Annotated in this window: 24 protein-coding genes; 7 read left to right on the top strand and 17 right to left on the bottom strand. The window is 65.7% G+C overall.

Translation table 11 applies throughout. From position 1 onward, the window contains the following. Nucleotides 1-28 precede the first annotated feature (28 nt). From WS62_RS11475 to WS62_RS11435, 9 genes are all read right to left on the bottom strand, one after another. Nucleotides 29-1,186, bottom strand: coding sequence for an ABC transporter substrate-binding protein (locus tag WS62_RS11475; protein ID WP_066570938.1), 1,158 nt, complete (start codon nt 1,184-1,186; stop codon nt 29-31). A 297-nt stretch (nt 1,187-1,483) separates the two neighbouring features. Next, entirely contained in the window at nt 1,484-2,626 is a 1,143-nt protein-coding gene (locus WS62_RS11470) for an ABC transporter substrate-binding protein (protein WP_066570937.1), read from the bottom strand. Between the two features lie 474 nt (nt 2,627-3,100). Continuing rightward, complete coding sequence (locus WS62_RS11465; RefSeq protein WP_066489025.1) at nt 3,101-4,075, bottom strand: branched-chain amino acid ABC transporter permease; 975 nt, start codon at nt 4,073-4,075, stop codon at nt 3,101-3,103. Then, nucleotides 4,075-4,959 carry a branched-chain amino acid ABC transporter permease gene (locus WS62_RS11460; protein WP_066570936.1) on the bottom strand — a complete coding sequence of 295 codons (885 nt, stop codon included), beginning with the start codon at nt 4,957-4,959 and terminating at the stop codon, nt 4,075-4,077. The genes WS62_RS11465 and WS62_RS11460 overlap by 1 nt, the downstream gene beginning before the upstream one ends. 133 nt (nt 4,960-5,092) lie before the next feature. After that, entirely contained in the window at nt 5,093-6,289 is a 1,197-nt protein-coding gene (locus tag WS62_RS11455) for a beta-hydroxybutyrate-binding protein (RefSeq protein WP_066570935.1), read from the bottom strand. A 69-nt stretch (nt 6,290-6,358) separates the two neighbouring features. Then, nucleotides 6,359-7,114: an ABC transporter ATP-binding protein gene (locus tag WS62_RS11450; RefSeq protein ID WP_066570934.1), complete on the bottom strand. Its 756-nt coding sequence runs from the start codon at nt 7,112-7,114 to the stop codon at nt 6,359-6,361. Next, complete coding sequence (locus WS62_RS11445; RefSeq protein WP_010107243.1) at nt 7,111-7,890, bottom strand: ABC transporter ATP-binding protein; 780 nt, start codon at nt 7,888-7,890, stop codon at nt 7,111-7,113. Before WS62_RS11445 ends, WS62_RS11450 begins: the two co-directional genes overlap by 4 nt. A gap of 503 nt (nt 7,891-8,393) precedes the next feature. Next, nucleotides 8,394-10,085: a GMC family oxidoreductase gene (locus WS62_RS11440; protein WP_066570933.1), complete on the bottom strand. Its 1,692-nt coding sequence runs from the start codon at nt 10,083-10,085 to the stop codon at nt 8,394-8,396. A gap of 164 nt (nt 10,086-10,249) precedes the next feature. Further along, a complete protein-coding gene (locus WS62_RS11435) occupies nt 10,250-11,773 on the bottom strand; it encodes a CoA-acylating methylmalonate-semialdehyde dehydrogenase (protein WP_066570960.1) in 1,524 nt (507 codons plus the stop codon). 147 nt (nt 11,774-11,920) lie between these two features. On the opposite strand from WS62_RS11435, the gene WS62_RS11430 reads away from it, so the two are divergent. After that, nucleotides 11,921-12,820, top strand: a complete 900-nt coding sequence (locus WS62_RS11430) for a LysR family transcriptional regulator (RefSeq protein ID WP_066570932.1) — start codon at nt 11,921-11,923, stop codon at nt 12,818-12,820. A gap of 369 nt (nt 12,821-13,189) precedes the next feature. After that, a complete protein-coding gene (locus WS62_RS11425; protein ID WP_066488840.1) occupies nt 13,190-13,720 on the top strand; it encodes a class IV adenylate cyclase in 531 nt (176 codons plus the stop codon). Nucleotides 13,721-13,798: 78 nt separating this feature from the next. Here WS62_RS11425 and WS62_RS11420 read toward each other — a convergent pair whose 3' ends face one another. Further along, complete coding sequence (locus WS62_RS11420; protein WP_010107250.1) at nt 13,799-14,290, bottom strand: Lrp/AsnC family transcriptional regulator; 492 nt, start codon at nt 14,288-14,290, stop codon at nt 13,799-13,801. A gap of 140 nt (nt 14,291-14,430) precedes the next feature. Here WS62_RS11420 and phhA point away from each other — a divergent pair, with 140 nt between their 5' ends. Next, the gene (gene phhA / locus WS62_RS11415) at nt 14,431-15,324 is read left to right on the top strand and encodes a phenylalanine 4-monooxygenase (protein ID WP_066570931.1); all 894 of its coding nucleotides are present in this window, start codon (nt 14,431-14,433) and stop codon (nt 15,322-15,324) included. 83 nt (nt 15,325-15,407) lie between these two features. Next, nucleotides 15,408-15,713, top strand: a complete 306-nt coding sequence (locus WS62_RS11410; RefSeq protein WP_066488836.1) for a 4a-hydroxytetrahydrobiopterin dehydratase — start codon at nt 15,408-15,410, stop codon at nt 15,711-15,713. A gap of 82 nt (nt 15,714-15,795) precedes the next feature. Here WS62_RS11410 and WS62_RS11405 read toward each other — a convergent pair whose 3' ends face one another. Then, on the bottom strand, nt 15,796-16,026 hold the full coding sequence (locus tag WS62_RS11405; RefSeq protein ID WP_059473578.1) for a DUF3717 domain-containing protein: 231 nt from the start codon (nt 16,024-16,026) through the stop codon (nt 15,796-15,798). A 120-nt stretch (nt 16,027-16,146) separates the two neighbouring features. Here WS62_RS11405 and WS62_RS11400 point away from each other — a divergent pair, with 120 nt between their 5' ends. Both WS62_RS11400 and WS62_RS11395 read left to right on the top strand, forming a co-directional pair. Next, nucleotides 16,147-16,839, top strand: coding sequence for a response regulator transcription factor (locus tag WS62_RS11400; RefSeq protein WP_004195796.1), 693 nt, complete (start codon nt 16,147-16,149; stop codon nt 16,837-16,839). A 116-nt stretch (nt 16,840-16,955) separates the two neighbouring features. Beyond that, entirely contained in the window at nt 16,956-18,425 is a 1,470-nt protein-coding gene (locus WS62_RS11395; RefSeq protein ID WP_066570930.1) for a sensor histidine kinase, read from the top strand. A gap of 373 nt (nt 18,426-18,798) precedes the next feature. Here WS62_RS11395 and WS62_RS11390 read toward each other — a convergent pair whose 3' ends face one another. The 4 genes from WS62_RS11390 to WS62_RS11375 all read right to left on the bottom strand — a co-directional run bounded on the left by WS62_RS11390 (nt 18,799) and on the right by WS62_RS11375 (nt 22,272). Further along, a complete protein-coding gene (locus tag WS62_RS11390; RefSeq protein ID WP_066570929.1) occupies nt 18,799-19,305 on the bottom strand; it encodes an SET domain-containing protein in 507 nt (168 codons plus the stop codon). 291 nt (nt 19,306-19,596) lie between these two features. Then, complete coding sequence (locus WS62_RS11385) at nt 19,597-20,709, bottom strand: NADH:flavin oxidoreductase/NADH oxidase (RefSeq protein ID WP_066570928.1); 1,113 nt, start codon at nt 20,707-20,709, stop codon at nt 19,597-19,599. 171 nt (nt 20,710-20,880) lie between these two features. After that, nucleotides 20,881-21,591: a glutamine amidotransferase gene (locus WS62_RS11380; protein WP_066570927.1), complete on the bottom strand. Its 711-nt coding sequence runs from the start codon at nt 21,589-21,591 to the stop codon at nt 20,881-20,883. Nucleotides 21,592-21,630: 39 nt separating this feature from the next. Beyond that, complete coding sequence (locus WS62_RS11375) at nt 21,631-22,272, bottom strand: MarR family winged helix-turn-helix transcriptional regulator (RefSeq protein WP_066488824.1); 642 nt, start codon at nt 22,270-22,272, stop codon at nt 21,631-21,633. Here WS62_RS11375 and WS62_RS33345 point away from each other — a divergent pair. Continuing rightward, on the top strand, nt 22,225-22,488 hold the full coding sequence (locus WS62_RS33345) for a diguanylate cyclase (protein WP_082720881.1): 264 nt from the start codon (nt 22,225-22,227) through the stop codon (nt 22,486-22,488). The genes WS62_RS11375 and WS62_RS33345 overlap by 48 nt on opposite strands. 297 nt (nt 22,489-22,785) lie before the next feature. Here WS62_RS33345 and WS62_RS11370 read toward each other — a convergent pair whose 3' ends face one another. Together WS62_RS11370 and WS62_RS11365 are read right to left on the bottom strand one after the other, a co-directional pair. After that, nucleotides 22,786-23,901, bottom strand: coding sequence for a YbdK family carboxylate-amine ligase (locus tag WS62_RS11370; protein WP_066570926.1), 1,116 nt, complete (start codon nt 23,899-23,901; stop codon nt 22,786-22,788). Nucleotides 23,902-23,945: 44 nt separating this feature from the next. Then, nucleotides 23,946-25,160, bottom strand: coding sequence for a cation:proton antiporter (locus tag WS62_RS11365; protein WP_066570925.1), 1,215 nt, complete (start codon nt 25,158-25,160; stop codon nt 23,946-23,948). Nucleotides 25,161-25,367: the final 207 nt, after the last annotated feature.

The raw sequence follows: 25,367 nt of genomic DNA, 5'->3' as shown, positions 1-25,367 counted from the left end.
CAGCCGCAGCGGCAACCGCAACCGCCACTCAATCAGCCTGCAGCTTCCACTTGTCGCCGACGATCTGCACGATCACGCGAGCGCGCGCATCGAAGCCGTTGTGATCGGCGGGCGTCGTGTTGATCACGCCGTGCGACACCGGCAGATCCTTGGCGTTCTCGAGCGCCGCCCTCAACGCCTCGCGGAACGCCGGCGTCCCGGGCTGCGCCTTCTTCAGCGCGTCGGGAATCGCGCGCTGAAGCATCAAGCCTGCGTCCCACACGTGGCCACCGAATGTCGACACCGCACCCGCGCCGTACGCCTTCTCATACGCGGCCTTGTACGCAAGCGCCGGCTGCTTCGCCGGGTTCGAATCGGGCAGCTGGTCGGCGACGAGCACAGGCCCCGCCGGCAGCAGTTCGCCATCGCAATCCTTGCCGCATACGCGCAGGAAATCGTTGTTCGCAACGCCGTGGGTCTGATAAACCTTGCCCGTGTAGCCGCGCTCCTTCAGCGTCTTCGCGGGCAGCGCAGCCGGCGTGCCCGCACCCGCAATCAGCACCGCGTCCGGACGCGCGCCCAGCGTCTTCAGCACCTGGCCCGTCACCGACGCGTCGGTGCGGTTGTAGCGCTCGTTCGCGACGATCTTGAGCCCGTTCGCCGCCGCGGCCGCGCCGAACACGCCGTACCAGCCATCGCCGTAGGCATCGGCGAAGCCGATGAAGCCGACCGTCTTCACGCCGTGCTTCGCCATGTAGCCAGCGAGCGCGTCGGCCATCAGGCGGTCGTTTTGCGGTGTCTTGAACACCCATGCGCGCTTCGCGTCCATCGGCGCGATGATGTGCGCGCTCGCGGCGAGCGAAATCGTCGGCGTCTTGCCTTGCGCGACGACGTCGATCATCGCGAGCGCGTTCGGCGTGATCGACGAGCCGACGATCGCGTCGACATGATCCTCGTCGATCAGCTTGCGCGTGTTCTGCACCGCGCGGCTCGTGTCCGACGCGTCGTCGAGCACGATGTACTCGATGCGCTTGCCGCCGATCTCCTTCGGCAGCAGCGCGACCGTGTTCTTCTCGGGAATGCCGAGCGACGCGGCGGCGCCCGTCGCCGACACCGTGACGCCGATCCTCACCTGCGCCGACGCGAGCGTGGCGGTACATAAGCAGCCGGCCGCGAGCGCGGCCTCGATCCATCGATTCATTTTCATTGTGTGTCTCCAAACGCTGCGCGAAACGCGATCGATCGCGCCGCTGCGACACGGCGCGCCGATCGAACCTGCACGCCGCCGCAGCCGGTTTCACATTCCACCGTGAATCGGCGCGGGGCGCGTTCTGTTGCGCTCCCCTGCGCGCGCACATCGCACGCGCCATCTGCTGCTACTGCTGCAATCGTTCGACGGATCCCGCCCGCCGCGCGCGGCCGCAAAAAAAGCGCGGCCGATCGCACGCGCCTTTCGCCGCCCCGTCCGCCGCGCAATGCACCGCGCTCAGTTCCGTACGCGCTTTCACTGACCGCCGGCGATCTCGACCTTCACGCGTGCGCGTTCGTCGAGACCGGCGTGGTCGGCAGCGCTCACGTCGAACACGCCGTGCGCGCCGGCGATGTCCTTTGCGTTCTCCAGCACCGTGCGCAGCATGCTTCGAAACCCCGGCGCGCCGGGCTGGCCGCTCGTCAGCGCGATCGGAATCGCGCGCTGCAAAAGCAGCGTCGCGTCCCACGCGTGAGCGCCGAGCGTCGACGCCGTACCGTCGCCGTACGCGTTCTCGTACGCGCGCTTGTACGCGAGCGCGGATGGCTTGATGAGATTCAAATCGGGAAACTGATCGGAGACGAGGATCGGGCCGGCGGGCAGATACGTGCCTTCGCAGCCCTTGCCGCATACGCGCAGGAAATCGTTGTTCGCGGCGCCATGCGTCTGATGTATCGCGTCCGTATAGCCGCGCGCCGTCAGCGTCTTCAGCGGCAGCGCGGCCGGCGTGCCCGCGCTCGCGATCAGCACCGCATCGGGTCGCTTCGACAGCGCCTTCGGCACCGGCCCCGTCACCGACCTGTCGGTACGCGCGAAACGCTCGGTCGCGACCAGCGCGATCCGCTTCACGGTCGCGGCCTTGCCGAATGCCTCGAGCCAGCTCTCGCCGTATGCGTCGCCGAAACCGATGAACGCGACGGTTTTCGCGCCGCGCTTCGCCATGTGCCCGGCGATCGCGCTCGCCATCAGGCTGTCGTTCTGCGGCGTCTTGAAGACCCATGTGCGCTTCGCATCGAGCGGCTCGACGATCGACACGGCCGCGGCCATCGAGATCGTCGGCGTCGGTGTCTGTGCGGCGACGTCGGTCATCGCGAGCGCGTTCGGCACGACGGTCGAGCCGATCAGCGCGTCGACCTTGTCCTCGCTCGTGAGCTTGCGAGCGTTCTTCACAGCCTGCGTCGAATCGGTCGCATCGCCGAGAACGACGTAGCTCACCTTCTGCCCGCCGATTCCCTTCGGCAGCAGCGCGATCGTGTTCTTTTCGGGGGCATCGAGCGACGCGGCGGGGACGATGGCGGAGACGGTGACGCCGATCTCGACGTCCGCGAACGCGGAGCCCGCGACGGCCGCCCATGCGACTGCCGCGCCGAATCCCCAGAACCGCCACGCCTCTTTCATCGAGTTCGTCTCCGTGTCTTGCGCTCGGCCAATCCCCACCGATGGGCCGGGGAACGGCGAGTGTAGCGGACGCGTTGCGCGTGCGGCAACCGGGTTAGCCCGCAGCGGCAGCGGCCGCCCGGTGCTCGCGAACGGCCAGGGACGGCAGCGGAATCGGCAGCATTCGGCAAAGACGATGCTTCGGGCAACCGCGAACGCGCAAATAAAAAGCGCTGTTGGAACGAATCCAACAGCGCTTTGGGTCGGGCACTCAGTGCCTCGAATGTCTCCTCGTTCTCCACCTGCAAATTCGTTTCGCGGTGCATCAGAACTGAGACGAAGGTTAATGCAAGCCTGCACGGTGCGACAACCTAGCATTTACCCCTATGGTGCATCGCCGCACGAAATTGGGGCACGTCAAAGCCAGGCTGGACCGGCGTTTGCCGCCCAAATTAGATCGGATTCCCAACGATCCGTTGCGCACCGCACGATCGCTCAGGATGCTCGCAGCGGCCTCACCCGCGCGATCACCTCGCCGACGATCCCGCGCCGGAACGCGAGCACGCACGCAATGAAGATGAGGCCCGTGACGATCGTCGCGGACTCGCCGAGCGAGCGGAACCAGTCGATGCCCGTTGCCGACGCGAGCCAGCCGCCGATGTCGCCGAGCCGATCCTCGAGCGCGACGATCAGCGCCGCGCCGACGAGCGGGCCGAACAGCGTGCCCATGCCGCCCACGAGCGTCATCAGCACGACGAGGCCCGACATCGTCCAGTACGCGTCGCTCAGCGTCTCGAAGCCGAGCACGACGACCTTCAGCGAGCCCGCGAGGCCCGCAAGCCCGGCCGACAGGATGAACGCGAGCAGCTTGAAGCGATCGGTATCGTAGCCGAGCGACGTCGCGCGGGGCTCGTTCTCCTTGATCGCGACGAGCACCTGCCCGAACGGCGAATGCACAATGCGCACGATGAAGAAGCACGCGCACGCGATCACGACGAGCACGACGTAATAGAGCGCGAGATCCGACGACAGATCGACGATTCCGAACAGCCGGCCGCGCGGCACGCCCTGCAGGCCGTCCTCGCCGTGCGTGAACGGCGCCTGCAGATAGATGAAGTACACCATCTGCGCGAACGCGAGCGTGATCATCGCGAAATAGATGCCCTGCCGCCGGATCGCGAACAGCCCGACGACGAGGCCGAGCACGGTCGCCGCCGCCGTGCCCGCGAGCACGCCGAGCTCGGGCGTCGTGCCGAGCGACTGCATCGCGTAGCCCGTCACGTAGCCCGCGGTCGCGAGGAACATCGCATGGCCGAACGACAGCAGGCCCGTGAAGCCGATCAGCAAATTGAACGCGGCCGCGAAGAGCGCGAAGCACAGCACCTTCATCACGAACACCGGATACGCGCCGACGAACGGCGCGGCGAGCAGGCCGATCAGCAGCAGCCCGTAGAGCGCTTTTCTCTGCATCATCTTTCCTTGCCGAATAAACCCGCCGGACGGATCAGCAGCACGATCGCCATGATCACGAAGACGACTGTCGCCGACGCTTCCGGATAGAACACCCGCGTCAACCCCTCGATCACGCCGAGCATCAGGCCCGTCAGGATCGAGCCGAGAATCGAGCCCATCCCGCCGATCACGACGACCGCGAACACGGTGATGATCATCGACTGCCCCATCAGCGGCGACACCTGGATCACCGGCGCGGCGAGCACGCCGGCGAATGCGGCGAGCGCGACGCCAAAGCCGTAGGTCAGCGTGACCATCATCGGCACGTTGACGCCGAACGCCTCGACGAGCCTCGGATTCTCGGTGCCCGCACGCAGGTACGCGCCGAGCCGCGTCTTTTCGATGACGAACCACGTCGCCATGCACACCGCGAGCGACGCGACGACGACCCACGCGCGATAGTTCGGCAAGAACATGAAGCCGAGATTCGTCGCGCCGGACAGGAGCTCGGGCACGTCGTACGGCTGTCCGGACGAGCCGTAGATCGCGCGGAACACGCCTTCGACGACAAGCGTGAGCCCGAACGTCAGCAGCAGGCCGTACAGGTGATCGAGCTTGTAGAGCCAGCGCAGCATCGAGCGTTCGATCAGGATGCCGAACAGCCCGACGATGACGGGCGCGAGCACGAGCATCGCCCAGTACGGCAGGCCGAGATACGTGAGCCCCATCCACGCGAGCATCGCGCCCAGCATGAAGAGCGCGCCGTGCGCGAAGTTGATCACGTTGAGCAGCCCGAAGATCACCGCGAGCCCGAGGCTCAGGATCGCGTAGAACGAGCCATTGACGAGTCCGAGCAACAACTGGCTCAGCATCGCCGACATCGGAATGCCGAAGATGTTCATCGAATCTGCCGTCAGTCAGTCTGTCAGGTTGAAATCGTTGCGCATGCAACCAAATGGGCGCAACGGCCGCGTTGGAGCCGCCGTTGCGCGTGCGATCGCCGCGCGCCGAAACGCGCGCGGCGAACGCGCCGCATCACTTCCACAACGCGCAGCGCGTCTCCTGCTTCGTCGTGAACGCCTGCTCGCCCGGGATGGTCGCGACGACCTTGTAGTAGTCCCACGGCTCCTTCGACTCGGACGGCTTTTTCACTTCCATCAGATACATGTCGTGAATCATGCTGCCGTCCGTGCGGATGTAGCCCTTCGCGTAGAAGTCGTCGATCTTCATCTTCTTGAGCTGCGCCATCACCTTCTCGGAATCGGTCGAGCCCGCCGCCTGCACCGCCTTCAGGTACGTCGTCACCGACGAATAGTCAGCCGCCTGCAGGCTCGACGGCATCTTCTTCATCTTCGCGAAGTAGCGCTGCGCCCACTGCCGCGACGCCTGATCGCGATTCCAGTACCAGCTGTCCGTCAGCACGAGACCCTGCGTCGTCTCGAGGCCGAGCGCATGGACGTCGTTGATGAACATCAGCAGCGCGGCCAGCTTCATCGTCTTCGTGATGCCGAACTCCTTCGCCGCCTTGATCGCGTTCACCGTATCGCCGCCCGCGTTCGCGAGGCCGAGGATCTGCGCCTTCGACGACTGCGCCTGCAACAGGAACGACGAGAAGTCCGACGCCGACAGCGGATGCCGCACTTCGCCGAGCACCTTGCCGCCGTTTGCCTTCACGACGTCCGCGGTGTTCTTCTCGAGCGCCTTGCCGAACGCGTAATCGGCGGTCAGGAAGAACCACGTCTTGCCGCCCTGCTTCACCACGGCCGAGCCCGTGCCTTTCGCGAGCGCCATCGTGTCGTACGCGTAGTGGATCGTGTACGGCGTGCACTGCTCGTTCGTCAGCGTATCCGCGCCCGCGCCGATGTTGACGTAGACCTTCTTCTTCTCGGCGGCGACCTGGTTCATCGACAGCGCCGTCGCCGAGTTCGTGCCGCCGACGAGCAGATCGAGCCCGCCGCGGTCCATCCATTCGCGCGCCTTCGACGCGGCAATGTCCGCCTTGTTCTGGTGATCGGCATACACGACTTCGATCGGCTTGCCGTTGACCTTGCCGCCGAAATCGGCCACCGCCATCTTGATCGCCTCGAGGCCGCCCTGTCCGTCGATGTCCGCATAAAGGCCGGACATGTCGGTGATGAAACCGATCTTCACGGTATCCGCGGCCTGCGCGGCGCCCACCGACCACGCGGCGGCGACGGCGAGACATGCGTGCGCAAGGGTCTTCAATTTCATTGACGTCTCCTGGTGTAGTGCGTTGTGGTTGTCAGGTTATGTACATCGGGGGACCGGCAAAGCGGCGCGCTAAACGCCGAGCAAATCGTGCAGCACGGGCATCTTCCCCTCGAGCTCGGTCGCGCCGAAATGCTCGACGATGCGGCCGTGCTCCATCACGTAGAAGCGATCCGCGAGCGGCGCCGCGAAACGGAAGTTCTGCTCGACCATCACGATCGTGTAGCCGCGCGCCTTCAGCGTGACGATCATCTTCGCAAGCGTCTGCACGATCACGGGCGCGAGGCCTTCGGAGATCTCGTCGAGCAATAGCAGGTTCGCGCCCGTGCGCAGGATCCGCGCGACGGCGAGCATCTGCTGCTCGCCGCCTGACAGCCGCGTGCCCTGGCTGCTGCGGCGCGACGCAAGGTTCGGGAACATCTCGTAGATGTCTTCGAGCGACATCGCACCCTGGCGATCGCCGAGCACGGGCGGCAGCAGCAGGTTCTCCTCGCACGACAGGCTCGAGAAGATCCCGCGCTCCTCCGGGCAATAGCCGATGCCGTAATGCGCGATCCTGTGCGTCGGCAGATCGATGGTCTCGTGGCCGGCGACCTTGATCGAGCCGCTGCGCCGGCCCGTGAGCCCCATGATCGCGCGCAGCGTCGTCGTGCGGCCCGCGCCGTTGCGGCCGAGCAGCGTGACGACCTCGCCCCGGTGCACCGTCAGATCGACGCCGTGCAGGATGTGCGATTCGCCGTACCACGCTTCGAGCCCCGCGAGCGCGAGCGCGGGCGTCCCGCTTTCGACATTGTTCAACTCGCGCTCTTCCCGTTCGCTGTGGTTCATGCGTGTGCCCCCGCGAGCGCCGCGTCGGCGCTGCCCATGTACGCCTCGACGACGAGCGGATTCTTCGACACCTCCGCATACGTGCCTTCCGCGAGCACTTCGCCGCGCTGCAGGACAGTGATCGTGTCGGAGATGCCCGCGATCACGTTCATGTTGTGCTCGACCATCAGGATCGTGCGGCCGCTCGCGACCTTCTTGATGAGCGCCGTCACGCGATCGACGTCCTCGTGGCCCATCCCCTGCGTCGGCTCGTCGAGCAGCATCAACTCCGGCTCCATCGCGAGCGTCGTCGCGATCTCGAGCGCGCGCTTGCGGCCGTACGCGAGCTCGACCGTCGGCACGTGCGCGAAATCGGTGAGGCCGACCTGCGTGAGCAGATCCATCGCGCGATCGTCGAGACGCTTCAGCGACCGTTCGCTGCGCCAGAAATGGAATGCGGTGCCGAGCGAGCGCTGCAGGCCGATGCGCACGTTCTGCAACGCCGTCAGATGCGGAAACACCGCGGAAATCTGGAACGAACGGATCACGCCGCGCCGCGCAATCTGCGCCGGGCGCTCGTCGGTGATGTCGATGCCGTTGTAGACGATCTGACCCGCGGTCGGCTTCAGGAATTTTGTCAGGAGATTGAAGCAAGTGGTCTTGCCGGCGCCGTTCGGCCCGATCAGCGCATGGATCGAGCCGCGCCGCACGCGCAGGTTCACACCGTTCACCGCGGTGAAACCCTTGAATTCCTTCGTGAGTCCGCGTGTTTCGAGAATCGTGTCGCCGAGAATCATGTTCCCTTCCTACGAAGTGAGGCGAAGCGCTGGGAAATCTCGCGCAAGCGGCCACGATGCATTCAGCGGATGAGAGGCTGCCCCCGAGCTTTATGTCATTGCGTCGAGGCTGGTCTCCTCACGCAAGTCGCAGATTCAGACTGCGTGTCATTGTCGCGCCGTTGGTGCAGTGCATTCATCGGGATTTGCACTTATAGGGCGCGACGGCCATCAGTATTTTTTACACGCTTTTTTTGTCGTCCAGATCAATGCGTCCGCGCATTGCCGAGCCGCCTGCCGGCTCGCGCGAAACCGTTTCCGGCCTCGCGCAAACCCTGATGACATGCGTATTTTTTCTACGCGCGGCGAAAAGATCTTCGGAGAAAAAAACGCGTTCCGGCATGAATCGAAACAAACGCCGCGATCGAATACATGCGAGATGCTTCGTTGCGCTTTTGGGTTAACCCTCAGCCGTTTTTCTTATGTCGATTCTTTGCCAATTCTTTCAACGGATCGTGTCATTTTTACGTCGGCAGCACGGCTTCGGCGCGCGCAGCCGCGCCGCGCTCCGACGTGCCGCGACGATCCGCGCGAATCATGTCGCTCGCGCGCTCGGCGATCATCAGCGTCGGCGAATTCGTGTTGCCCGACGTGATTGTCGGCATCACCGACGCGTCGACGACCCGCAGCCCCGCCACGCCGCGCACGCGCAGGCGGCTATCGACGACCGCGTCCGGATCGTCCGCGCGCCCCATCTTGCACGTGCCGACCGGATGGAAGATGGTCGTACCGACGGCGCCCGCCGCCGCGATCAATTCTTCGTCGCTTCGGCTTCGGTACTGGACGCCCGGCAGGATTTCCTCAGGCGCATAGCGCGCGAGCGCGGATGCGGCGGCGATCCGGCGCGTCAGGCGCAGCGCGTTTGCCGCGACGTGGCGATCGTAATCGGTCGACAGATAGTTCGGCGCGATCGACGGCGCGTGCATCGGGTCCGGCGACCCCGCGTGAATGCTGCCGCGCGACGTCGGCCGCAGATGACAGACCGACGCGGTGAACGCGTTGAAGCGATGCAGCGGCTCGCCGAAACGCTCGAGCGACAGCGGCTGCACGTGATATTCGAGATCGGGCCGCGTGAGCGCCGGATCGTTCGGGTCCGATTTCGCGAACGCGCCCAGTTGCGACGGCGCCATCGACATCGGCCCGCGCTGCATCAGCGCGTATTGCGCGCCGATCATCAGCTTGCCCCACCAGTGCGCGGACAACGTATTCAGCGTGCGCACGCCGCGCACGCGAAACGCCATCCGCAGTTGCAAGTGATCCTGAAGGTTTTCGCCGACGCCGCGCAGATCCGCGACGACGCCGATGCCGAGCGCCTGCAGCCGGCCGCCGTCGCCGACGCCGGACAGCTCGAGCAACTGCGGCGAATTCACGGCGCCCGACGCGAGCAGCACTTCGCCGCGCGCACGCGCGACGTAAGGCACGCCGCCGCCGCCATACTCGACGCCCGCGCAGCGCTTGCCGTCGAACACGAGCCGCTCGGCCTGCGCGCCGGTGATCACGGTCAGGTTCGGCCGCGCGAGCGCGGGACGCAGGAACGCCTTCGATGCGTTCCAGCGGATGCCGCGCTTCTGGTTGACTTCGAAATAGCCGACACCCGTGTTGTCGCCGCGGTTGAAATCGTCGGTCGACGGAATGCCCGTCTGCTGCGCGGCCTGCGAGAACGCCTCCAGGATCTCCCAGCGCAGCCGCTGCTTCTCGACGCGCCACATGCCGCCCGCGCCGTGCGCGTCGCTCGCGCCCGCGTGATGATCCTCGCTGCGCTTGAAGATCGGCAGCACCGCGTCCCACGACCAGCCGTCGTCGCCCGTCGCGCGCGCCCAATCGTCGTAATCGCCGCGCTGGCCGCGCATGTAGATCATGCCGTTGATCGACGACGAGCCGCCCAGCACGCGCCCGCGCGGATACGACAGCGCGCGGCCGTTCAGCCCGGCTTCGGGCTCGGTCTTGTAGAGCCAGTCGGTGCGCGGATTGCCGATGCAATACAGATAGCCGACCGGGATGTGGATCCAGTGATAGTCGTCCTTGCCGCCGGCTTCGAGCAGCAGCACGGTTACGTCGGGATCTTCGGTGAGCCGGTTCGCGAGCACGCAGCCGGCCGTGCCGGCCCCGACGATCACATAATCGAATTCGCCTTCGAGCGTCCGTTCGGTAGCCACCGTCTCTGTCTCCTCGATTCTGGTGCGGCGGTCTTGCGCGGACCGTCGTCATGCGCCGCGGCGCAGGCCGCGCAAATAGCATCGATGCGCGCCGTTAAAGCATAGACCGCGCGGCCTCTTTGCGTGAGCCGCGCGGCGTCGTCAAAACAACGGTCGCGATCGCGTCACTTAGCGACGGGCATCGTGAACTCCGCCCCCTTCGCGATGCTGTCCGGCCAGCGCTGCATCACGCTCTTGTAGCGCGTGTAGAAGCGCACGCCCTCCTCGCCATACGCATGGTGATCGCCGAACAGCGAGCGCTTCCAGCCGCCAAACGAATGCCACGCCATCGGCACCGGAATCGGCACGTTGATGCCGACCATCCCGACCTGAATCTGCCGCGCGAACGCGCGCGCGACGCCGCCGTCGGACGTGAAGCACGACACGCCGTTCGCGAATTCGTGCGCGTTGATGAGCTCGACCGCGCTCGCGAAATCCGGCACCCGCACGACGGCCAGCACCGGCCCGAAGATCTCCTCGCGGTAGATCGACATATCGGTCGCGACGTCGTCGAACAGCGTGCCGCCGAGAAAGAAACCGTTCTCGTATCCGTCGACGACGTGATTGCGCCCGTCGACGACGAGCTTCGCACCCGCCGCGACGCCCGCGTCGATGTACGCGGACACCTTCGCGCGATGCGCGGCCGTCACGAGCGGCCCCATTTCGACATCGCCATCCATTCCGTTACCGATCTTCAACGTCTTCGCACGCTCGGTGAGCCGCTCGACGAGCGCGTCCGCGACGCCGCCCACGGCGACCGCGACGGAAATCGCCATGCAGCGCTCGCCGGCCGACCCGTACGCGGCGCCGATCAGCGCGTCGACCGCCTGATCGAGGTTCGCATCCGGCATCACGACGAGATGGTTCTTCGCGCCGCCCAGCGCCTGCACGCGCTTGCCGCGCCGCGCGGCTTCCGTGTGAATGTACTCGGCGATCGGCGTCGAGCCGACGAACGACAGCGCGGCTATGTCCGGATGCGCAATCAGCGCGTCGACGGCCGTCTTGTCGCCGTGCACGACGTTGAACACGCCGTCGGGCAGCCCCGCTTCCTTCAACAGCTCGGCGAGCCGGATCGACGCCGAAGGATCGCGCTCCGACGGCTTCAGCACGAACGTGTTGCCGCACGCGATCGCGACCGGGAACATCCAGCACGGCACCATCATCGGAAAGTTGAACGGCGTGATCCCGGCGACGACGCCGAGCGGCTGGCGCAGGTTCCAGTTGTCGATGCCGCCGCCGATCTGGTCGGTGAAATCGGTCTTCAGCAAGTTCGGAATGCCGCATGCGAACTCGACGACCTCGATCCCGCGCATCACTTCTCCCTTCGCGTCGGAGAACACCTTGCCGTGCTCGCGGGTGATCAGCTCGGCGAGCTCGTCGTGATGGCGATCGAGCAGTTCCTTGAACTTGAACATCACGCGGGCGCGCTTAAGCGGCGACGTCTCGCTCCACGCGGGGAACGCCTCGGCCGCGGCCGCGACGGCCGCGTCGACTTCCGCGACCGTCGCGAGCGGCACGCGCGCCGTCAACTTGCCGAGCGCCGGGTCGAACACGTCGCCGTAGCGGTCGCTCACGCCGTCGACCGCGCGGCCGCCGATGAAATGGGTCAGTGCGCGCACGCGCGAATCGTTCGAATGGGTATCGGTCATGTCGTCCTCCGTGTTTGCCGTTGCCGCTTTCCGCTTTGCGTGTTGCACGCGAATCGCGTGCTTCGGGGATGAAGCGTACCCGCGAGCCCCGTTCGCGATCCAATGAGTTATGCTCAATTGCGTTATAAGCCGATCTAATATTGCTCGATGGACCTGACTCTGCTCCGCGCGTTCGTCGCGGTCGCGCGCGAGGGCAACCTCACGCGCGCGGCGACGCACCTGCATCTGACGCAGCCCGCCGTCAGTCTGCAAATCAAGAATCTGCAGGACCTGCTCGGCGTTGCGCTGTTCGTGCGCACGGCGCGCGGACTCGTGCTCACGCGCGACGGCCAGGCGCTGCTGCCGCATGCGGAACGCGCGCTCGACGCGGCGGCCGACGTGAAGCGCGCGGCCGCCGCGCTGCGGCACGAAGTGCGCGGGCGGCTGCGGATCGGCACGATCCTCGATCCGGAATTCCTGCGGCTCGGCGGCTTCCTGAAGCGGCTCGTCGAGACCTATCCGCAGATCGAGACGGCGCTCCGGCACGGGATGTCCGGCTGGGTGCTCGACCAGGTTCGCGCGCGCGAGCTCGACGTCGGCTACTACATCGGCCGGCCGGAAGAGGACGATCCGCGCGACGCCGAGCGCTTCCAAACGGTGACGCTCACGCAGTTCCGCTATCGCGTGCTCGCGCCCGCCGGCTGGAAGGAGCGCGGCGAGCGCGCGCGCACGTGGCGCGAGCTCGCCGCGCTGCCGTGGATCTGGACGCCCGCCGCGTCCGCGCACCAGCGGCTCTTGTCGCGCCGCTTCGCCGATGCCGGCGTGCAGCCCGTCAAGGTCGCCGAAGTCGATCAAGAGACGTCGATGCTCGATCTCGTCAAATCGGGCGTCGGCTTGACGCTCGCGCGTGACTCGGTCGCGCTGCGGGAAGCGCATGCGCATGCGCTCACGATCGTCGAGCATGTCTCGGTGCCCGCCGAGCTCACGTTCGTCACGCTCGCCGAGCGGCGCGACGAGCCGGCGATCGCCGCCGCGCTGCGCCTCATCGACGAGCAATGGGCAATATGAGCGCCGCTGATGATGATCGGCGCGGCGGCTTCGATATAAAGGGTTGGAGAATGACTCGCTGACGCCGCGTGCGTCGGCACGACGCTCGCGCATTCGTGCCGGTTTCGAACCGCACGGCTGCAGCTCAATGCCGCACCGGCGACGGCCGCCGCGCTGCATCGCGCTGCCCCGCCGCATTCGGCGCCATGCCGCGCCGGCAACCGCCCATCCCGGCACCGCTCGCGCCGCGCAAACGCCCGCGGCACAACCGTATCCGCCGCGCGCGGCCCACCGTCTTCCGCGTCGCGTCAAAACGGCTCGCGCCCCGATAGAATGAGGGCTTCTGGATGGTTCGTCCGGACCCGCAAACGCTCTTCACAGGAGACCCGCATGGCCCGCAACATCGAGATCAAAGCCCGCGCGCGCGAATTCGAACAACTGCGCGAACGGGCCGCCGAGCTGGCGACCGAGGCACCCCTCTTCTATCGGCAGCAGGATTTCTTCTACGACGTGCCGCGCGGCCGCCTGAAGCTGCGCCGCTTCGAAGACGGCACGCCCGCCGAGCTGATCTTCTACCAGCGCGACGACCAGGACGGCCCGAAGGCGTCGTATTACACACGCAGCCCGGTGACGAATCCGGACGCGATGCACGCGCTCCTCGCGACTGCGCTGACGACCCGCGGCATCGTGACGAAAGAGCGGCACGTCTACCTCGCGGGCCGCACGCGAATCCATCTCGACCGCGTCGACGGCCTCGGCGACTTCGTCGAGTTGGAAGTCGTGCTCGCGCCGGACGACGACGAGGAAGGCGGCCACGCGGAGGCGCAAGCGGTGTTCGCGAAGCTCGGCGTGCCGAGCGACGATCTCGTCGCGGTCGCGTACGTCGATCTGCTCAACGCGCAGGCCGAACCCGCCGCGTGAGACTCGTCGGCGTTGCGGGCCGGCCGACGTGGCCCGCGCGCCAGCCGGCCGCCGACGGCCGCCCTCCTGCCCCTCGCGTCATGCAGCGGGCGTGCCGGACGCCAGATGGCCGAGCGGCAGCGGCCCATTGCGCTTGAACGTCGTGAGCACGATGTTCGAGCGCACGCTGTCGACGCCCGGCACCCGCATCAGCTTTTTCATCACGAACGATGACAGCGCGTTCAGATCCGGCGCGACGATCCGCAGCAGATAATCGGCATCGCCGACCACCGCATGGCATTCGAGCACTTCGGGCAGCACGTCGATCTGCTGCTGGAACTGCTCGATGATCGAATCGCCGTGATGCTTGAGCTTCAGGCTCGTGAACGCGGTGACGCCGAGCCCGAGCCGTTCGGGCCGCAGCACGACGCGGTAGCCGTCGATCACGCCCGCCGCCTCGAGCCGCTGCAGCCGCCGGCCGATCTGCGACGGCGACAACGGCACCTCCTCGCCCAGTTGCTGATGCGTCGCGCGGCCGAAGCGCTGCAGCACGTCGAGCAGCGCCAAATCGAAGTGATCGAGTTCCACCATGAAGATTCTCCGCGTAGTTCTGCGTTGTGATGCGAGATTATCGCATTTATAACCGAATACTCGACGACTTTGCGCCCAATCCGCATGCCGCCCGCTCTACACTTGCATGCATCCCAACCGATGCGAAGCAAGCGTTCACCATGTCCACCGTCGTCACCGCGAAACTGAAGGAACAGTTCGACGCGGGCCTCGAAACCCGTGCCGATTTCACCATCGATCAGCCGCTCGCCCGCTACGGCGAGGTCGACCACGCGGTGTGGAAGCAGCTCTATACGCGCCAGGCGTCGCTGCTGCGCGGCCGCGCGTGCGACGCATTCGTCGACGGCCTCGCATGCATCGACTTGTCCCCCGAGCGCGTGCCGTCGTTCGCCGACGTGAACCGGCGACTCCAGCCCGCGACCGGCTGGCGAATCGTCGCCGTGCCGGGCCTCGTGCCTGACGCGGTATTCTTCGAGCATCTCGCGAACCGGCGGTTTCCGGTCACCTGGTGGATGCGCCGGCCGGACCAGCTCGACTACCTGCAGGAGCCGGACTGCTTCCACGATCTGTTCGGCCACGTGCCGCTCCTGATCGATCCCGTCTTCGCCGACTACATGCACGCGTATGGCCGCGCGGCGCTCGCCGTCGCCGACGATCCGCGCGCGCTGGCGCTGCTCGCGCGCCTCTATTGGTATACCGTCGAATTCGGCCTGCTCCGCGACGCGCGCCGGCAAAGCGAGCTGCGGATCTACGGCGCGGGCATCGTGTCGAGCAAGGGCGAGACGCTCTACAGCCTCGAAAGCGCGGCGCCGAACCGGTTCGGCTTCGATCTCGAGCGCGTGATGCGGACCCGTTACCGGATCGACACGTTCCAGAAGACCTACTTCGTAATCGACGATTTCGCGCAGCTCTTTGCGCTCGCGCATGTCGACGCTCGCGCACTCGCCGCCCGGCTCGCCGACGCGCCCGAGCACACGGCGGGCGCGGTGCTGGACGGCGATCACGTGCTCACGCGCGGCACGGGCAAAGGCTGGGCAATCGATGAAGACGCTTGACGAACAAATATGAAAGAATGGCCGATACGGCACCTCGCCGCGCGAAGGCGCGCGGCCTCGCCGCTATTGGACGAGGTATGAAAATGGTTCACAAGCTCACATCGGAAGAACGCAAGACGCAACTCGAAAGCCTGCCTCACTGGACAGCCGTGCCGGGCCGCGACGCCATCCAGCGCAGTTTTCGCTTCGCCGATTTCAACGAAGCGTTCGGCTTCATGACGCGCGTCGCGATCAAGGCCCAGGAAGCGAATCACCACCCCGAGTGGTTCAACGTCTATAACCGCGTCGAAATCACGCTGTCGACGCACGACGCCGACGGTCTCACCGAGCGCGACATCAAGCTCGCGCATTTCATCGAGGAAGTGGGCAAGCACGCAAAGGCTGCGTAATTACCCTGATGGAGATTCGAAATCGGATCGTCAACGTATCGCTTTCAGTAAGCGTTTTCTATGCTGAATGAAGCGAAAGCCTTCAGCTTTCCAAGCCGTCGTTAAGTCGAACGTAAGCGTCCCATGCGTTGCGCGCCTTAGGGTCCAATCCTTCCAGTTGCAGCGCACTTTGGCGCTGTACAATCAGCAATGCATACGGTTTGGAAAGCGCGCTAGCCTCTTCGCAGAGTTCGAGTTCGTCGCCGCTCGCCGGCGAGCGGGCCCGCCAGAAATTGATCGCGGCTTCGAGTTCGTGGATCGAAATATCGGACATGATCGAGATGTTCGTTGCTGGCCGTCCTGCTTGCCGCCGGGCATGCGACGTTTTCGTGGAAACGGCGTCGTGCTGTCCCGCGTGCCTGAACCGCCAACCCATTGTACTTGAGCGAATCTCATGCGACTCCTTCTGATCGAAGACGACCGCCCCATCGCACGCGGCATTCAAAGCAGCCTCGAACAGGCGGGCTTCACCGTCGACATGGTTCACGACGGCATCTTTGCCGAGCAGGCGCTCGCGCAAAACCGCCACGAACTCGTGATCCTCGACCTCGGCCTGCCCGGCATCGACGGCATGACGCTGCTGTCGCGCTTCCGCCAGACCAACCGCCACACGCCCGTCATCGTGCTGACCGCGCGCGACGAACTGAACGATCGCGTGCAGGGCCTCAACTCCGGCGCCGACGACTACATGCTGAAGCCGTTCGAGCCCGCCGAACTCGAAGCGCGAATCCGCGCGGTGATGCGTCGCAGCGGCCCGCACAGCGACATGCCGCGTCCGGAAGTGTCGCTCGGCGGCGTGCGCCTGTCGGGCGTCGATCGCCGCATCTTCAACGACGACAAGCCGCTCGAGTTGTCGCCGCGCGAATTCGCGGTACTCGAGATGCTGCTGCTTCGCCACGGCCGCGTCGTCAGCAAGGCGCAACTGCAGGATCACCTGACGCACTTCGGCGGCGATCTCGGCGACACCGCGATCGAAGTCTACGTGCACCGGGTGCGCAAGAAGCTCGAGCAGTGCCGTGTCGAGATCGTCACGGTGCGCGGCTTCGGCTACCTGCTGCAGGAAATCCGCCAGACCGCGAGCGTCTGACGGTCTGACGCCGCGCGTGCGGCACGCTGCGGCCGCGCGCGCCGCGCGCCCTACCCGCACCGCTTCGCGAAGCGGCGCTTATCCTATTCTTTCGCGCGATGTCCCTTGATCCGGCTGTGACCAGCCTGCGCCGCACGCTGCTGCGGCGCCTCGCCGCGCCGCTGTCGATGCTCGCGCTGATGAGCGGCCTCATTGCGTACTGGCTTGCGTGGCAATACACGCAGCACGTCGTCGACCGATCGCTCGCGGATCTCGCGTCGGCCATCTCGAAACAGATCCAGATCGCCGGCCCCGATGCGCCGTTCACGGTGCCGCCGCTTGCGCAGGCGATGTTCTCCGATCCCACCGAACAGCTGATCTACCGGATCAGCGACGGCGAGCACGAGCTCGCCGGCGATCCGAAGCTGCCGCTACAAGGCACGAGCGTGCGCCGGATGCACGTTGCGTACGTGTTCGAGGCCGAATACGACAACCAGGCGGTGCGGGTCGCGCAAGTGCGCGTCGAGCAGACGGAAAGCGGCAATCCGATGATCGTCGAGGTCGCGCAGCCGGTGCGCTACCGCTACCGGATCGCAGCGGAATTCCTCGTCGCGATCATGATGCCGCTCCTCCTGTTGCTGCTCGCCGGCTGGGGGATCGTGTGGCGCGTCGTCAACCAGCAGCTCGGCCCGCTCACGCATCTCGCCGATTCGCTGAACCGGCAGACCCACACGTCGCTCGAGCCCGTCGACGAAACCGAAGTGCCGCTCGAAATCCGGCCGCTCACGAGCGCGATGAACGCGCTGCTCGGCCGCCTGAAGACCGCGCTCGACGCGCAGCGCAAGTTCATCGCCGACGCCGCGCACCAGTTGCGCACGCCGCTCACCGCGATCAAGCTGCATGCGGAGCAGGCGGCCATTGCGCGCGATCCGCAGCAGGCGCTGACCGCCGTGCGCGAACTGCGCTCGGCGGCTGACCGTGCGGTGCGGCTGTCGAATCAGTTGCTGTCGCTCGCGCGCGCGGAGCCTGGCGAGCAGGCCGCTCGCTTCGTCGACATCGACCTCGCCGGCCTCGCTTTCGAAACCGGCGCCGAATGGGTGCCGCGTGCGCTCGCCGCGCACGTCGATCTCGGCTTCCAACGCGGCGACGGCCGCGCCGACGACGAGCCGCTCGTCGTGCGCGGCAATCCGGTGCTGCTGCGCGAGGTGATCGCGAATCTGCTCGACAACGCGCTGAAGTACGTGCCGCTCGCGCGGCCGCAAGGCGCGCGGATTACGATGGACGTGTCGCAGATCGCGCTCGACGATGGCAAGCAGGCGGCCGAGATCGTCGTCGAGGACAACGGCTCCGGCGTGCCGGCGGGGCAGCAGGCGGACCTCTTCAAGCGATTCTTCCGCGGCGACGCGCAAAGCGGCAGCGGCGTCGAGACAGGCGCGGGCCTCGGCCTCGCGATCGTCCACGACATCATCGCGATGCACGGCGGCACCGTATCGTACGCGGACGCGCCCGAGGGCGGCTCGCGCTTCATCGTGCGGGTGCCGCTCGCCGACAAGCCGTCGTCTGCGCCGGCGCCCCATTCGTCCGAATCGCCGACCGCTTCGGTCTGACAAGGTGGCGGCTCGTGAGCGGCTTGTGTCCGCACGAGCCGCGCACGAGCGATGTGCGCGGACGGCCGATACGGCTTGCCACTTTACGCCGCATCCACGCAGCGAATCGATATCCTCGAATGACGACCGCTCATGCGGCCCGATCGAAACCGCGCCGAACAGCGTTCGCGCGTGACGTTGCGCATGGCATTCACGAACGCCCCATCGACGACACGGCGCAAATGACGCGCGCTGCCCCTGCGAAGGATCGCAGCCGCACGCTGATTAGTTGGGACTGGAAAGCACCGGGACGGCCTTTTTCGATTCGGCCGCCCGTTCGAGAGCCGGCGAAACCGCGGCGTGCGCACTGGCGTCGCGCATCGCCGCGGCGGCGTCACTTCTTCTTGTCCTTGCCGCCCTTCTTCGCCTTCTTCTTTTTCTTGCCCTCGTCTTCTTCCGACGTCGCGAGCAGCGTGCCCCGGCACGTCGCCGCGCCGCAGCGGCACGCGTATTCGCGCTTGAGCTTCTTCGTCAGGCGCGCATCGATCACGAGGCCGTAGTCGTAGAACAGCTCTTCCTGCTCGCCGATGTCGCGCAGCGCGTGGATGAACACGCGTCCGTCCACCTCCTCCGCTTCGCAATTCGGCGCGCACGAGTGATTGATCCAGCGTGCGCTGTTGCCATCGATCTTGCCGTCGATCACGCCGCCCGCTTCGAGCGCGAAATAGAACGTGTGATTCGGATCGTCCGGGTCGTGCGGATGGCGGCGCAGCGCCTCTTTCCACGAGATCCGCTCGCCCTTGTATTCGACTACGCGCGCTCCCGCTTTGATCGGTACCGCGGCGAATACGCCCTTGCCGTGAACGCCCGAGCGGCGCACCACGATCCTGCGTGAACTCATCGAACGAATCCTTTGAAGACGACTTGAAACTGAAACGAACGCGCAGCGCATGTCCCTCGCGCCGCTTCGTCGATCACGGCGCAAGCGGCGTTGCATGCCGTGCGCCGGCCGAGTGCGAATCACCCGAATCCTACACGTTAGGGATTGCTTCGTTCAACATCGAACGGCCGCTCGACGCACGAAATCGCGTGAAATCACACGAAATCACGCAACGCCGATCGAGTCGGCAATCGGTTCGGCGCTCACGCTGATCGTCCGCCACGCGCCGCGTGTGCAACGCACACGCGGCGCTCAACGCTGGCCGAACGACACGTCGCCGAACAGCGCCTTGTGCTCGCGCGGCTGCGAACGCCAATACTGCGGCGGCGCATTGACCGTCGCGCCGAGCTTCGCGGCCGCGTGCCACGGCCAGCGCGGATCGTAGAGCATTGCGCGCGCCATCGCGACGAAGTCCGCATCGCCCGCTTCGATCAGGCGATTCGCGTGCTCGGGATCGGAGATGAGGCCGACGGCGACCGTCGGCATGTCGACCGCGCGCTTGACCGCCTGCGCGAACGGCACCTGATAGCCCGGCGACAGCGGAATCTTTTGCAGCGGCGACACGCCGCCAGACGACACGTCGATCCAGTCGCAGCCGCGCCGCTTCAGCGCGTGCGCGAAGGCGATCGTATCGTCGAGCTCCCAGCCGCCCGGCACCCAATCGGTCGCGGACACGCGCACGCCGACCGGGCGATCGTCCGGAAACGCCGCGCGCACCGCGTCGAATACTTCGAGCGGAAAGCGCATCCGGTTCTCGCGCGAGCCGCCGTATGCGTCGGTGCGATGATTCGCCAGCGGCGACAAGAATTGATGCAGCAGATAGCCGTGCGCCGCGTGGACTTCGAGCGCGTCGATGCCGAGACGCGCCGCACGCTTCGCCGATTCGACGAACGCATGACGAATGCGCTCGAGCCCGGCCGCGTCGAGCGCGAGCGGCGACGGTTCGTTTTCCCGATGCGGGACCGCGGACGGCGCGGACTGCTGCCAGCCGCCCTTGTCGACCGAAATCAGTTGCCCGCCGTTCCACGGCACGTCGCTCGACGCCTTGCGGCCCGCGTGCGAAAGCTGCATCGCGACGCGAATCGGCGAATGCTTGCGGATCGCCGCGAGCACGGGTTCGAGCGCGGCTTCGGTCGCGTCGTTCCACAAGCCAAGGTCCGCGGGCGAAATGCGGCCATCGGGCTCGACCGCCGTCGCTTCGATGCAGAGAAGTCCCGCGCCCGACAGCGCGAGATGGCCGAGATGGATCAGGTGCCATGCACGCGCCTCGCCGTTTTCGGCGGAATACTGGCACATCGGCGAAATCACGATGCGATTCGGAAGCGTCACGCCACGCAGCGTGAACGGAGAAAACAACGCACTCATGGCAGCCGCTCTCGCGAAAGAAGTCGAGCGACCGAGGTTAGCACGCGGCGCGCAGGCTTGCCGCGAGCACGATGACTCACGCCATGGAACGAAAATGGAAACGGCGCCGGGATCGGTGACGAACCCGGAACCGTTTCGTTTCGAACGAACGCAACCGAAGCCGACCGGCCGCTACAGCCCGACCGAATCGAGCCACTCGCCGAACATCTTGCGCGCGGCGCATTCGAGCGTCGGGCCGAGCTGCGCGGTCTGCTCGCGCAATCGTTTCGCGTCGACCCCGGGTGTCGCCGCGATCTCGCCCGCATGGCCGATCAGCCAGGGCTCGAAGCGGTCGGCGCGAATCTCCGGATGGCATTGGAGCGCGAGCACGTGCGTGCCCCACGAGAAGGCCTGGTTGCGGCACGTTGGCGTCGACGCGAGATGGATCGCGCCCGCAGGCAAATCGAACGTGTCGCCGTGCCAGTGCATCATCGACGTGATCGCGCCGTCGACGTATCGCAGCGGCGACGCGCGCCCGGCTTCCGTCAGCGTGAGCGGCATCCAGCCGAGCTCCTTCGCCGCCGCCGGATACACGCGTGCGCCGAGCGCACGCGCGATCAGCTGCGAGCCGAGGCAGACGCCGAGCGTCGGCAAGCCGGCTTCGATCCGCTTGCCGACGAGCGCCGCGAGCAGCGCCGTCGTCGGATACAGATCGTCGTCGTACGCGCTGATCGGCCCGCCGAGCACGACGAGCAGCGACGGCTCGAGTGCGTCGAGCGCGTCGACGCGAGAACCGCCGACGTCGACATAGCGCACGCGCCGCCCGCGTTCGCCGAGCACCTGCTCGAAACTCCCGAGGTCCTCGAAATTCACGTGGCGAATCGCAACGGCTTCAGCATTCATCGGCGCCTCCGGCTCGAACGAGCCCCCGCTCGACGCGCATTACGCCTGCGCGAACAGTTTCCAGGTCTTCTTCTGCGTCAGGGCGTCCGCTTCCTCGTGCACCGCGCAGTCGAGACGCAGGTCGCTGTCCGCCATCGTCATGTCGAGCAATGAACAACGGTAGGTCGGCTTGCGCGCCGCCTTGCCCGGCTGGAAGTGCTTGCACGTCACGCACATCCGGTGCGGCGGAATGTCGCCTTTGACCTGCAGCTCGCGCAGCGTCTTCAGCAGCGCGCGATACAGCACGCCCTGCTCGTCGCCGCCGAGCGTGCCGACCGCCTTCGACAGGAAGTCCGGCCACTGCAGCGCCTTCTTCGCCGCCGTGCGGCCGCGCGCGCTCAAGCGCACCGCGAGCGCGCGGCCGTCGTCGAGCGCTCGGCGCTTCTCGACAAGCCCCTTGTGCTCGAGCGTGCTCACCGCATCGCTCGTCGTTGCCGCGGTCAATTGCGTTTCGCGCGCAATCTCGCCCAGCCGCATCGGCCCCTTGCGTTGAAGCAGCAGCACGAGGATTTCACCCTGCGTCGGCGTCAACCCCGCGCCTTCCGCCCAATCCCATGCCTGGCTCCGCATAGCCGTGCTCAACCGCAACAGGCTGTGGGTCACTCGCCCCGCAGCCTGGTTCCCGTAAACACCTTCGCTCATAGTCTTTTCGCTGTTGCCGGCCGTCTTTTGAAGGCGGCCGTTTGTGGGGAGATCAGGTCTCGATCTCTGTCTCAAAGGGGCGCACCCGGACGAGCGCGTCCGACATGTTCGCCGCGAGGCACACGCCGCGAACCTGCACGCGGTTTCAGCACCCCCGTCGGCGCCGACCACCGCGAAGCCGACATTCTAAGCGAGAGCGGAAAATCGCACAGCTAAGTTATCCCACCCAACCCGTGGATAACGACTGAATAAGCACAGGAACGAACTGTGCGTCGTTTCTTGACAACTTGCGGCACAGGCTCGCCGAGAAATTTTCCGCCCCGGGACATCCGCTGGAATTCTCACTCGATTCGCATCGTTGTCAATGCCACAGGCCTTTGACTTTGCGGCGAAATATCAAGTTATCCACAGAATCGGCGGAGGCTTGTTAACTACTACTACGTTTACATACGTCTACGTTGGGGTAAACTTAAACCCGTGCTCGTCGGATGCGACGATTTGAAAAACTATTTTTCATTCCCGCCAGCGCAGACACTGCTGGCGCACAGTTTCGTTCAGCGATTTTTCCTGCTTGAAGATCGTCCGGAGCCACGACGCATCGTTGACGCGCGCCTTCGCGAGCGCGCCGATCTCGTCGAGCGCCGCACGCGAGCCGAGTGCTGCCGCATGCGGCGCAATGCGGTCGAGCGTGTCGAGGATGTCCTCGGCGATCGTCCGGCGCTCGCCCGTCTGCGGATTCACGCAGGTCCCCTCGAGCCCGAAGCGGCATGCCTCGAAACGGTTGAACGTGTAGACGAGGTAGTCATCCTCCGACAGCTTCAGCGGTCGATCGATCAGCAGATAGCGCGCGAGCGTCTGGATGTAGCACGCGATCGCGGCCGCGCGATCGACCGAAAGCGGCGTGTCCATCACGCGCACTTCGATCGTTCCGTAGCCGGGTTTCGGGCGGATGTCCCAGTAGAAATCCTTCATGCTGTTGACGACGCCCGTGTTCACCATCTTCGTGAAGTACTCCTCGAAGGCGTTCCAGGTGAGCACGAACGGCGCGCGGCCCGACAGCGGAAACGCGAACACCGAATTGAGGCGTGCCGAATGAAAGCCGGTGTCGACGTTCTGCACATACGGCGACGACGCCGAAAGCGCGATGAAATGCGGAATGAAGCGCGACATCGAGTGCAGCAGGAACAGCGCGCTGTCGGCGTCCGGACAGCCGATGTGCACGTGCTGGCCGAACACCGTGAACTGTTTCGCAAGATAGCCGTACAACTCGGAAATGTACTGGAAGCGCGGCGCATCGAAGATCTGCCGCTCGCTCCATTGCTGAAACGCGTGCGTGCCGCCGCCGCAGAGGCCGACGTTCAACTGGTCGGCCGCGCTGACGAGCGTGTCGCGGATCGCGTGCAGTTCGCCCAATGCCTGATCGTGCGTCCTGCATATGCCCGTCGACAGCTCGATCATGCTTTCGGTGATTTCCGGCGTGATGTTCCCGGGAAATTTCACATCCTTGATGAGCCGCATCAAATCGGACGACGCTTTCGTCAGATCGTAGTTGTGCGTATTGACGATCTGAATTTCGAGCTCGATGCCGAACGTGAACGGTTCGGAATTGACAAAGGTTTCGAGTGCCATGGCGTGGTTCCGGATAACGGGGCGGGAAGCGGCGAACGCGCGGATCAGATGGCGTCGCGCCGTTCGCCGACGGCCGACAGGCTACGATAGACGATGAGCGGCCCGATCAGCTGCAGCACGACGATCGAGCACATGACGACCGCACGCAGGCGCGGATCGAAATTCGGGTAGAGCTGGTACGTGTCGTCGACGAGCAGATACGCGAGCGCCGACATCGGCACGAGCGAGAAGCCGAGCGCGACGCCCTGCTTCACACCGAGGCCGCTCGGCTTCGCGAACGCGAGCACGCCGACGAGCTTCGCGACGAAGCGCGTCGCGATCAGCGCGCCGGCGATGAGTCCGCCCGCGACGATGTCCTGCGAGGCGAACGACGTGAGCGTCAGCACGAACAGAATCACGGTGAGCAGCCACCCGGCGGTGCCGAAATGCTCAGGCCACAACTGCGGACGCGCCTCGAGATTCTTCACGATGATGCCGGCGAGCAGGAGCGTGAGCATCGTCGACAGCTTGAGCACCTGCGCGACCGCGATCGCGAGCACGACGAGGCCGAACAGCGCGACAAACGAATGTTCGTCGCGCATCGTCGAGGCAACATGCCTGAACAGATAATTGCATGCGCGAGCGAACAGATACGCGACGATGAACGAGCCGGCGAGCAGATAGATCGGCTGCAGGATCGTCGCGAACACGTTGCCGTATGCTTCCTGATGCAGCCAGCTCGTGACGAGCTTCGTCAGCACGACCGCGTAGACGCTGTTCAGCGCGGACAGAGTGATGAGCCGCTGCGACACCTGCCCTTCCGCGCGCAATTCCGTCTTCAGCTGGATCACCATCGCGGGCGACGTGGAAATCGCGATCGCCGCGAGCACGAGCGCGATCATTCCTGGCACCTTGAGCAGCAGCAGCACCGCGAGCACGAGCACGAACGTGAGCGTCGCCTCGGCGAGACTCGACGCGATGAGCCACGGATTGCGGCGGATCCAGCGCAAATCGAGCCGGCTGCCGAGCTCGAACAGCAGCAGGCCGAGCGCGACGTTCACGAGGAGCCGAGACGTGTCGTCGGTGCTCGCATCGATCACGCCGAAGCCGAACGAGCCGGCGATGAGCCCGATCACCGCATAGCCGGTGATCCGCGGCAAGCGCCACGCACGATAGCAGAGCTCGCCGCACAGACCGGCGGCGAAGAGTGCAAAGCCGGCCCAAAAAATCGCATCCGGGACGAGGGGCCAGTTGGGTAGAAACGAGAACGCTGACTTCATCGTGGTGACTTCTCCTTTGGAAGGCAACCTCCGGCGACGCGGATCGAGCGAGTCGAGCGAATGATGCGCGCTGGATGAGTGGTTGCCCCGTCGTTCGTTGTTCTGTACGACCAGTAGGACATGGGGTAAGCCCGCGTCGCCGAAAAGGGTGCGACGGTCAGTCGGGCTTGCGGCCGATCTGGGGTCGGCCTGGCGTGTGTGAATGGA

Origin of the sequence: Burkholderia sp. ABCPW 14, from assembly GCF_001523835.1 — a bacterium.
In the GTDB taxonomy this organism is placed as follows: domain Bacteria; phylum Pseudomonadota; class Gammaproteobacteria; order Burkholderiales; family Burkholderiaceae; genus Burkholderia; species Burkholderia mayonis.
Note: the sequence above shows the minus strand (reverse complement) of the source record. Positions and strands in the feature narration are given on the sequence as shown.

Coding starts and splice junctions, on each gene's coding strand:
- WS62_RS11405 (WP_059473578.1), bottom strand. CDS start 16,026: ATGTCCGATATTTCGATCCACGAACTCGAAGCCGCGATCAATTTCTGG.
- WS62_RS11445 (WP_010107243.1), bottom strand. CDS start 7,890: ATGATTCTCGGCGACACGATTCTCGAAACACGCGGACTCACGAAGGAA.
- WS62_RS11475 (WP_066570938.1), bottom strand. CDS start 1,186: ATGAAAATGAATCGATGGATCGAGGCCGCGCTCGCGGCCGGCTGCTTA.
- WS62_RS11435 (WP_066570960.1), bottom strand. CDS start 11,773: ATGACCGATACCCATTCGAACGATTCGCGCGTGCGCGCACTGACCCAT.
- WS62_RS11460 (WP_066570936.1), bottom strand. CDS start 4,959: ATGAACATCTTCGGCATTCCGATGTCGGCGATGCTGAGCCAGTTGTTG.
- WS62_RS11430 (WP_066570932.1), top strand. CDS start 11,921: ATGGACCTGACTCTGCTCCGCGCGTTCGTCGCGGTCGCGCGCGAGGGC.
- WS62_RS11380 (WP_066570927.1), bottom strand. CDS start 21,591: ATGAATGCTGAAGCCGTTGCGATTCGCCACGTGAATTTCGAGGACCTC.
- WS62_RS11455 (WP_066570935.1), bottom strand. CDS start 6,289: ATGAAATTGAAGACCCTTGCGCACGCATGTCTCGCCGTCGCCGCCGCG.
- WS62_RS11390 (WP_066570929.1), bottom strand. CDS start 19,305: ATGAGTTCACGCAGGATCGTGGTGCGCCGCTCGGGCGTTCACGGCAAG.
- phhA (WP_066570931.1), top strand. CDS start 14,431: ATGTCCACCGTCGTCACCGCGAAACTGAAGGAACAGTTCGACGCGGGC.
- WS62_RS11465 (WP_066489025.1), bottom strand. CDS start 4,075: ATGCAGAGAAAAGCGCTCTACGGGCTGCTGCTGATCGGCCTGCTCGCC.
- WS62_RS11410 (WP_066488836.1), top strand. CDS start 15,408: ATGGTTCACAAGCTCACATCGGAAGAACGCAAGACGCAACTCGAAAGC.
- WS62_RS11400 (WP_004195796.1), top strand. CDS start 16,147: ATGCGACTCCTTCTGATCGAAGACGACCGCCCCATCGCACGCGGCATT.
- WS62_RS11425 (WP_066488840.1), top strand. CDS start 13,190: ATGGCCCGCAACATCGAGATCAAAGCCCGCGCGCGCGAATTCGAACAA.
- WS62_RS11450 (WP_066570934.1), bottom strand. CDS start 7,114: ATGAACCACAGCGAACGGGAAGAGCGCGAGTTGAACAATGTCGAAAGC.
- WS62_RS11370 (WP_066570926.1), bottom strand. CDS start 23,901: ATGGCACTCGAAACCTTTGTCAATTCCGAACCGTTCACGTTCGGCATC.
- WS62_RS11420 (WP_010107250.1), bottom strand. CDS start 14,290: ATGGTGGAACTCGATCACTTCGATTTGGCGCTGCTCGACGTGCTGCAG.
- WS62_RS11365 (WP_066570925.1), bottom strand. CDS start 25,160: ATGAAGTCAGCGTTCTCGTTTCTACCCAACTGGCCCCTCGTCCCGGAT.
- WS62_RS11470 (WP_066570937.1), bottom strand. CDS start 2,626: ATGAAAGAGGCGTGGCGGTTCTGGGGATTCGGCGCGGCAGTCGCATGG.
- WS62_RS11385 (WP_066570928.1), bottom strand. CDS start 20,709: ATGAGTGCGTTGTTTTCTCCGTTCACGCTGCGTGGCGTGACGCTTCCG.
- WS62_RS11375 (WP_066488824.1), bottom strand. CDS start 22,272: ATGAGCGAAGGTGTTTACGGGAACCAGGCTGCGGGGCGAGTGACCCAC.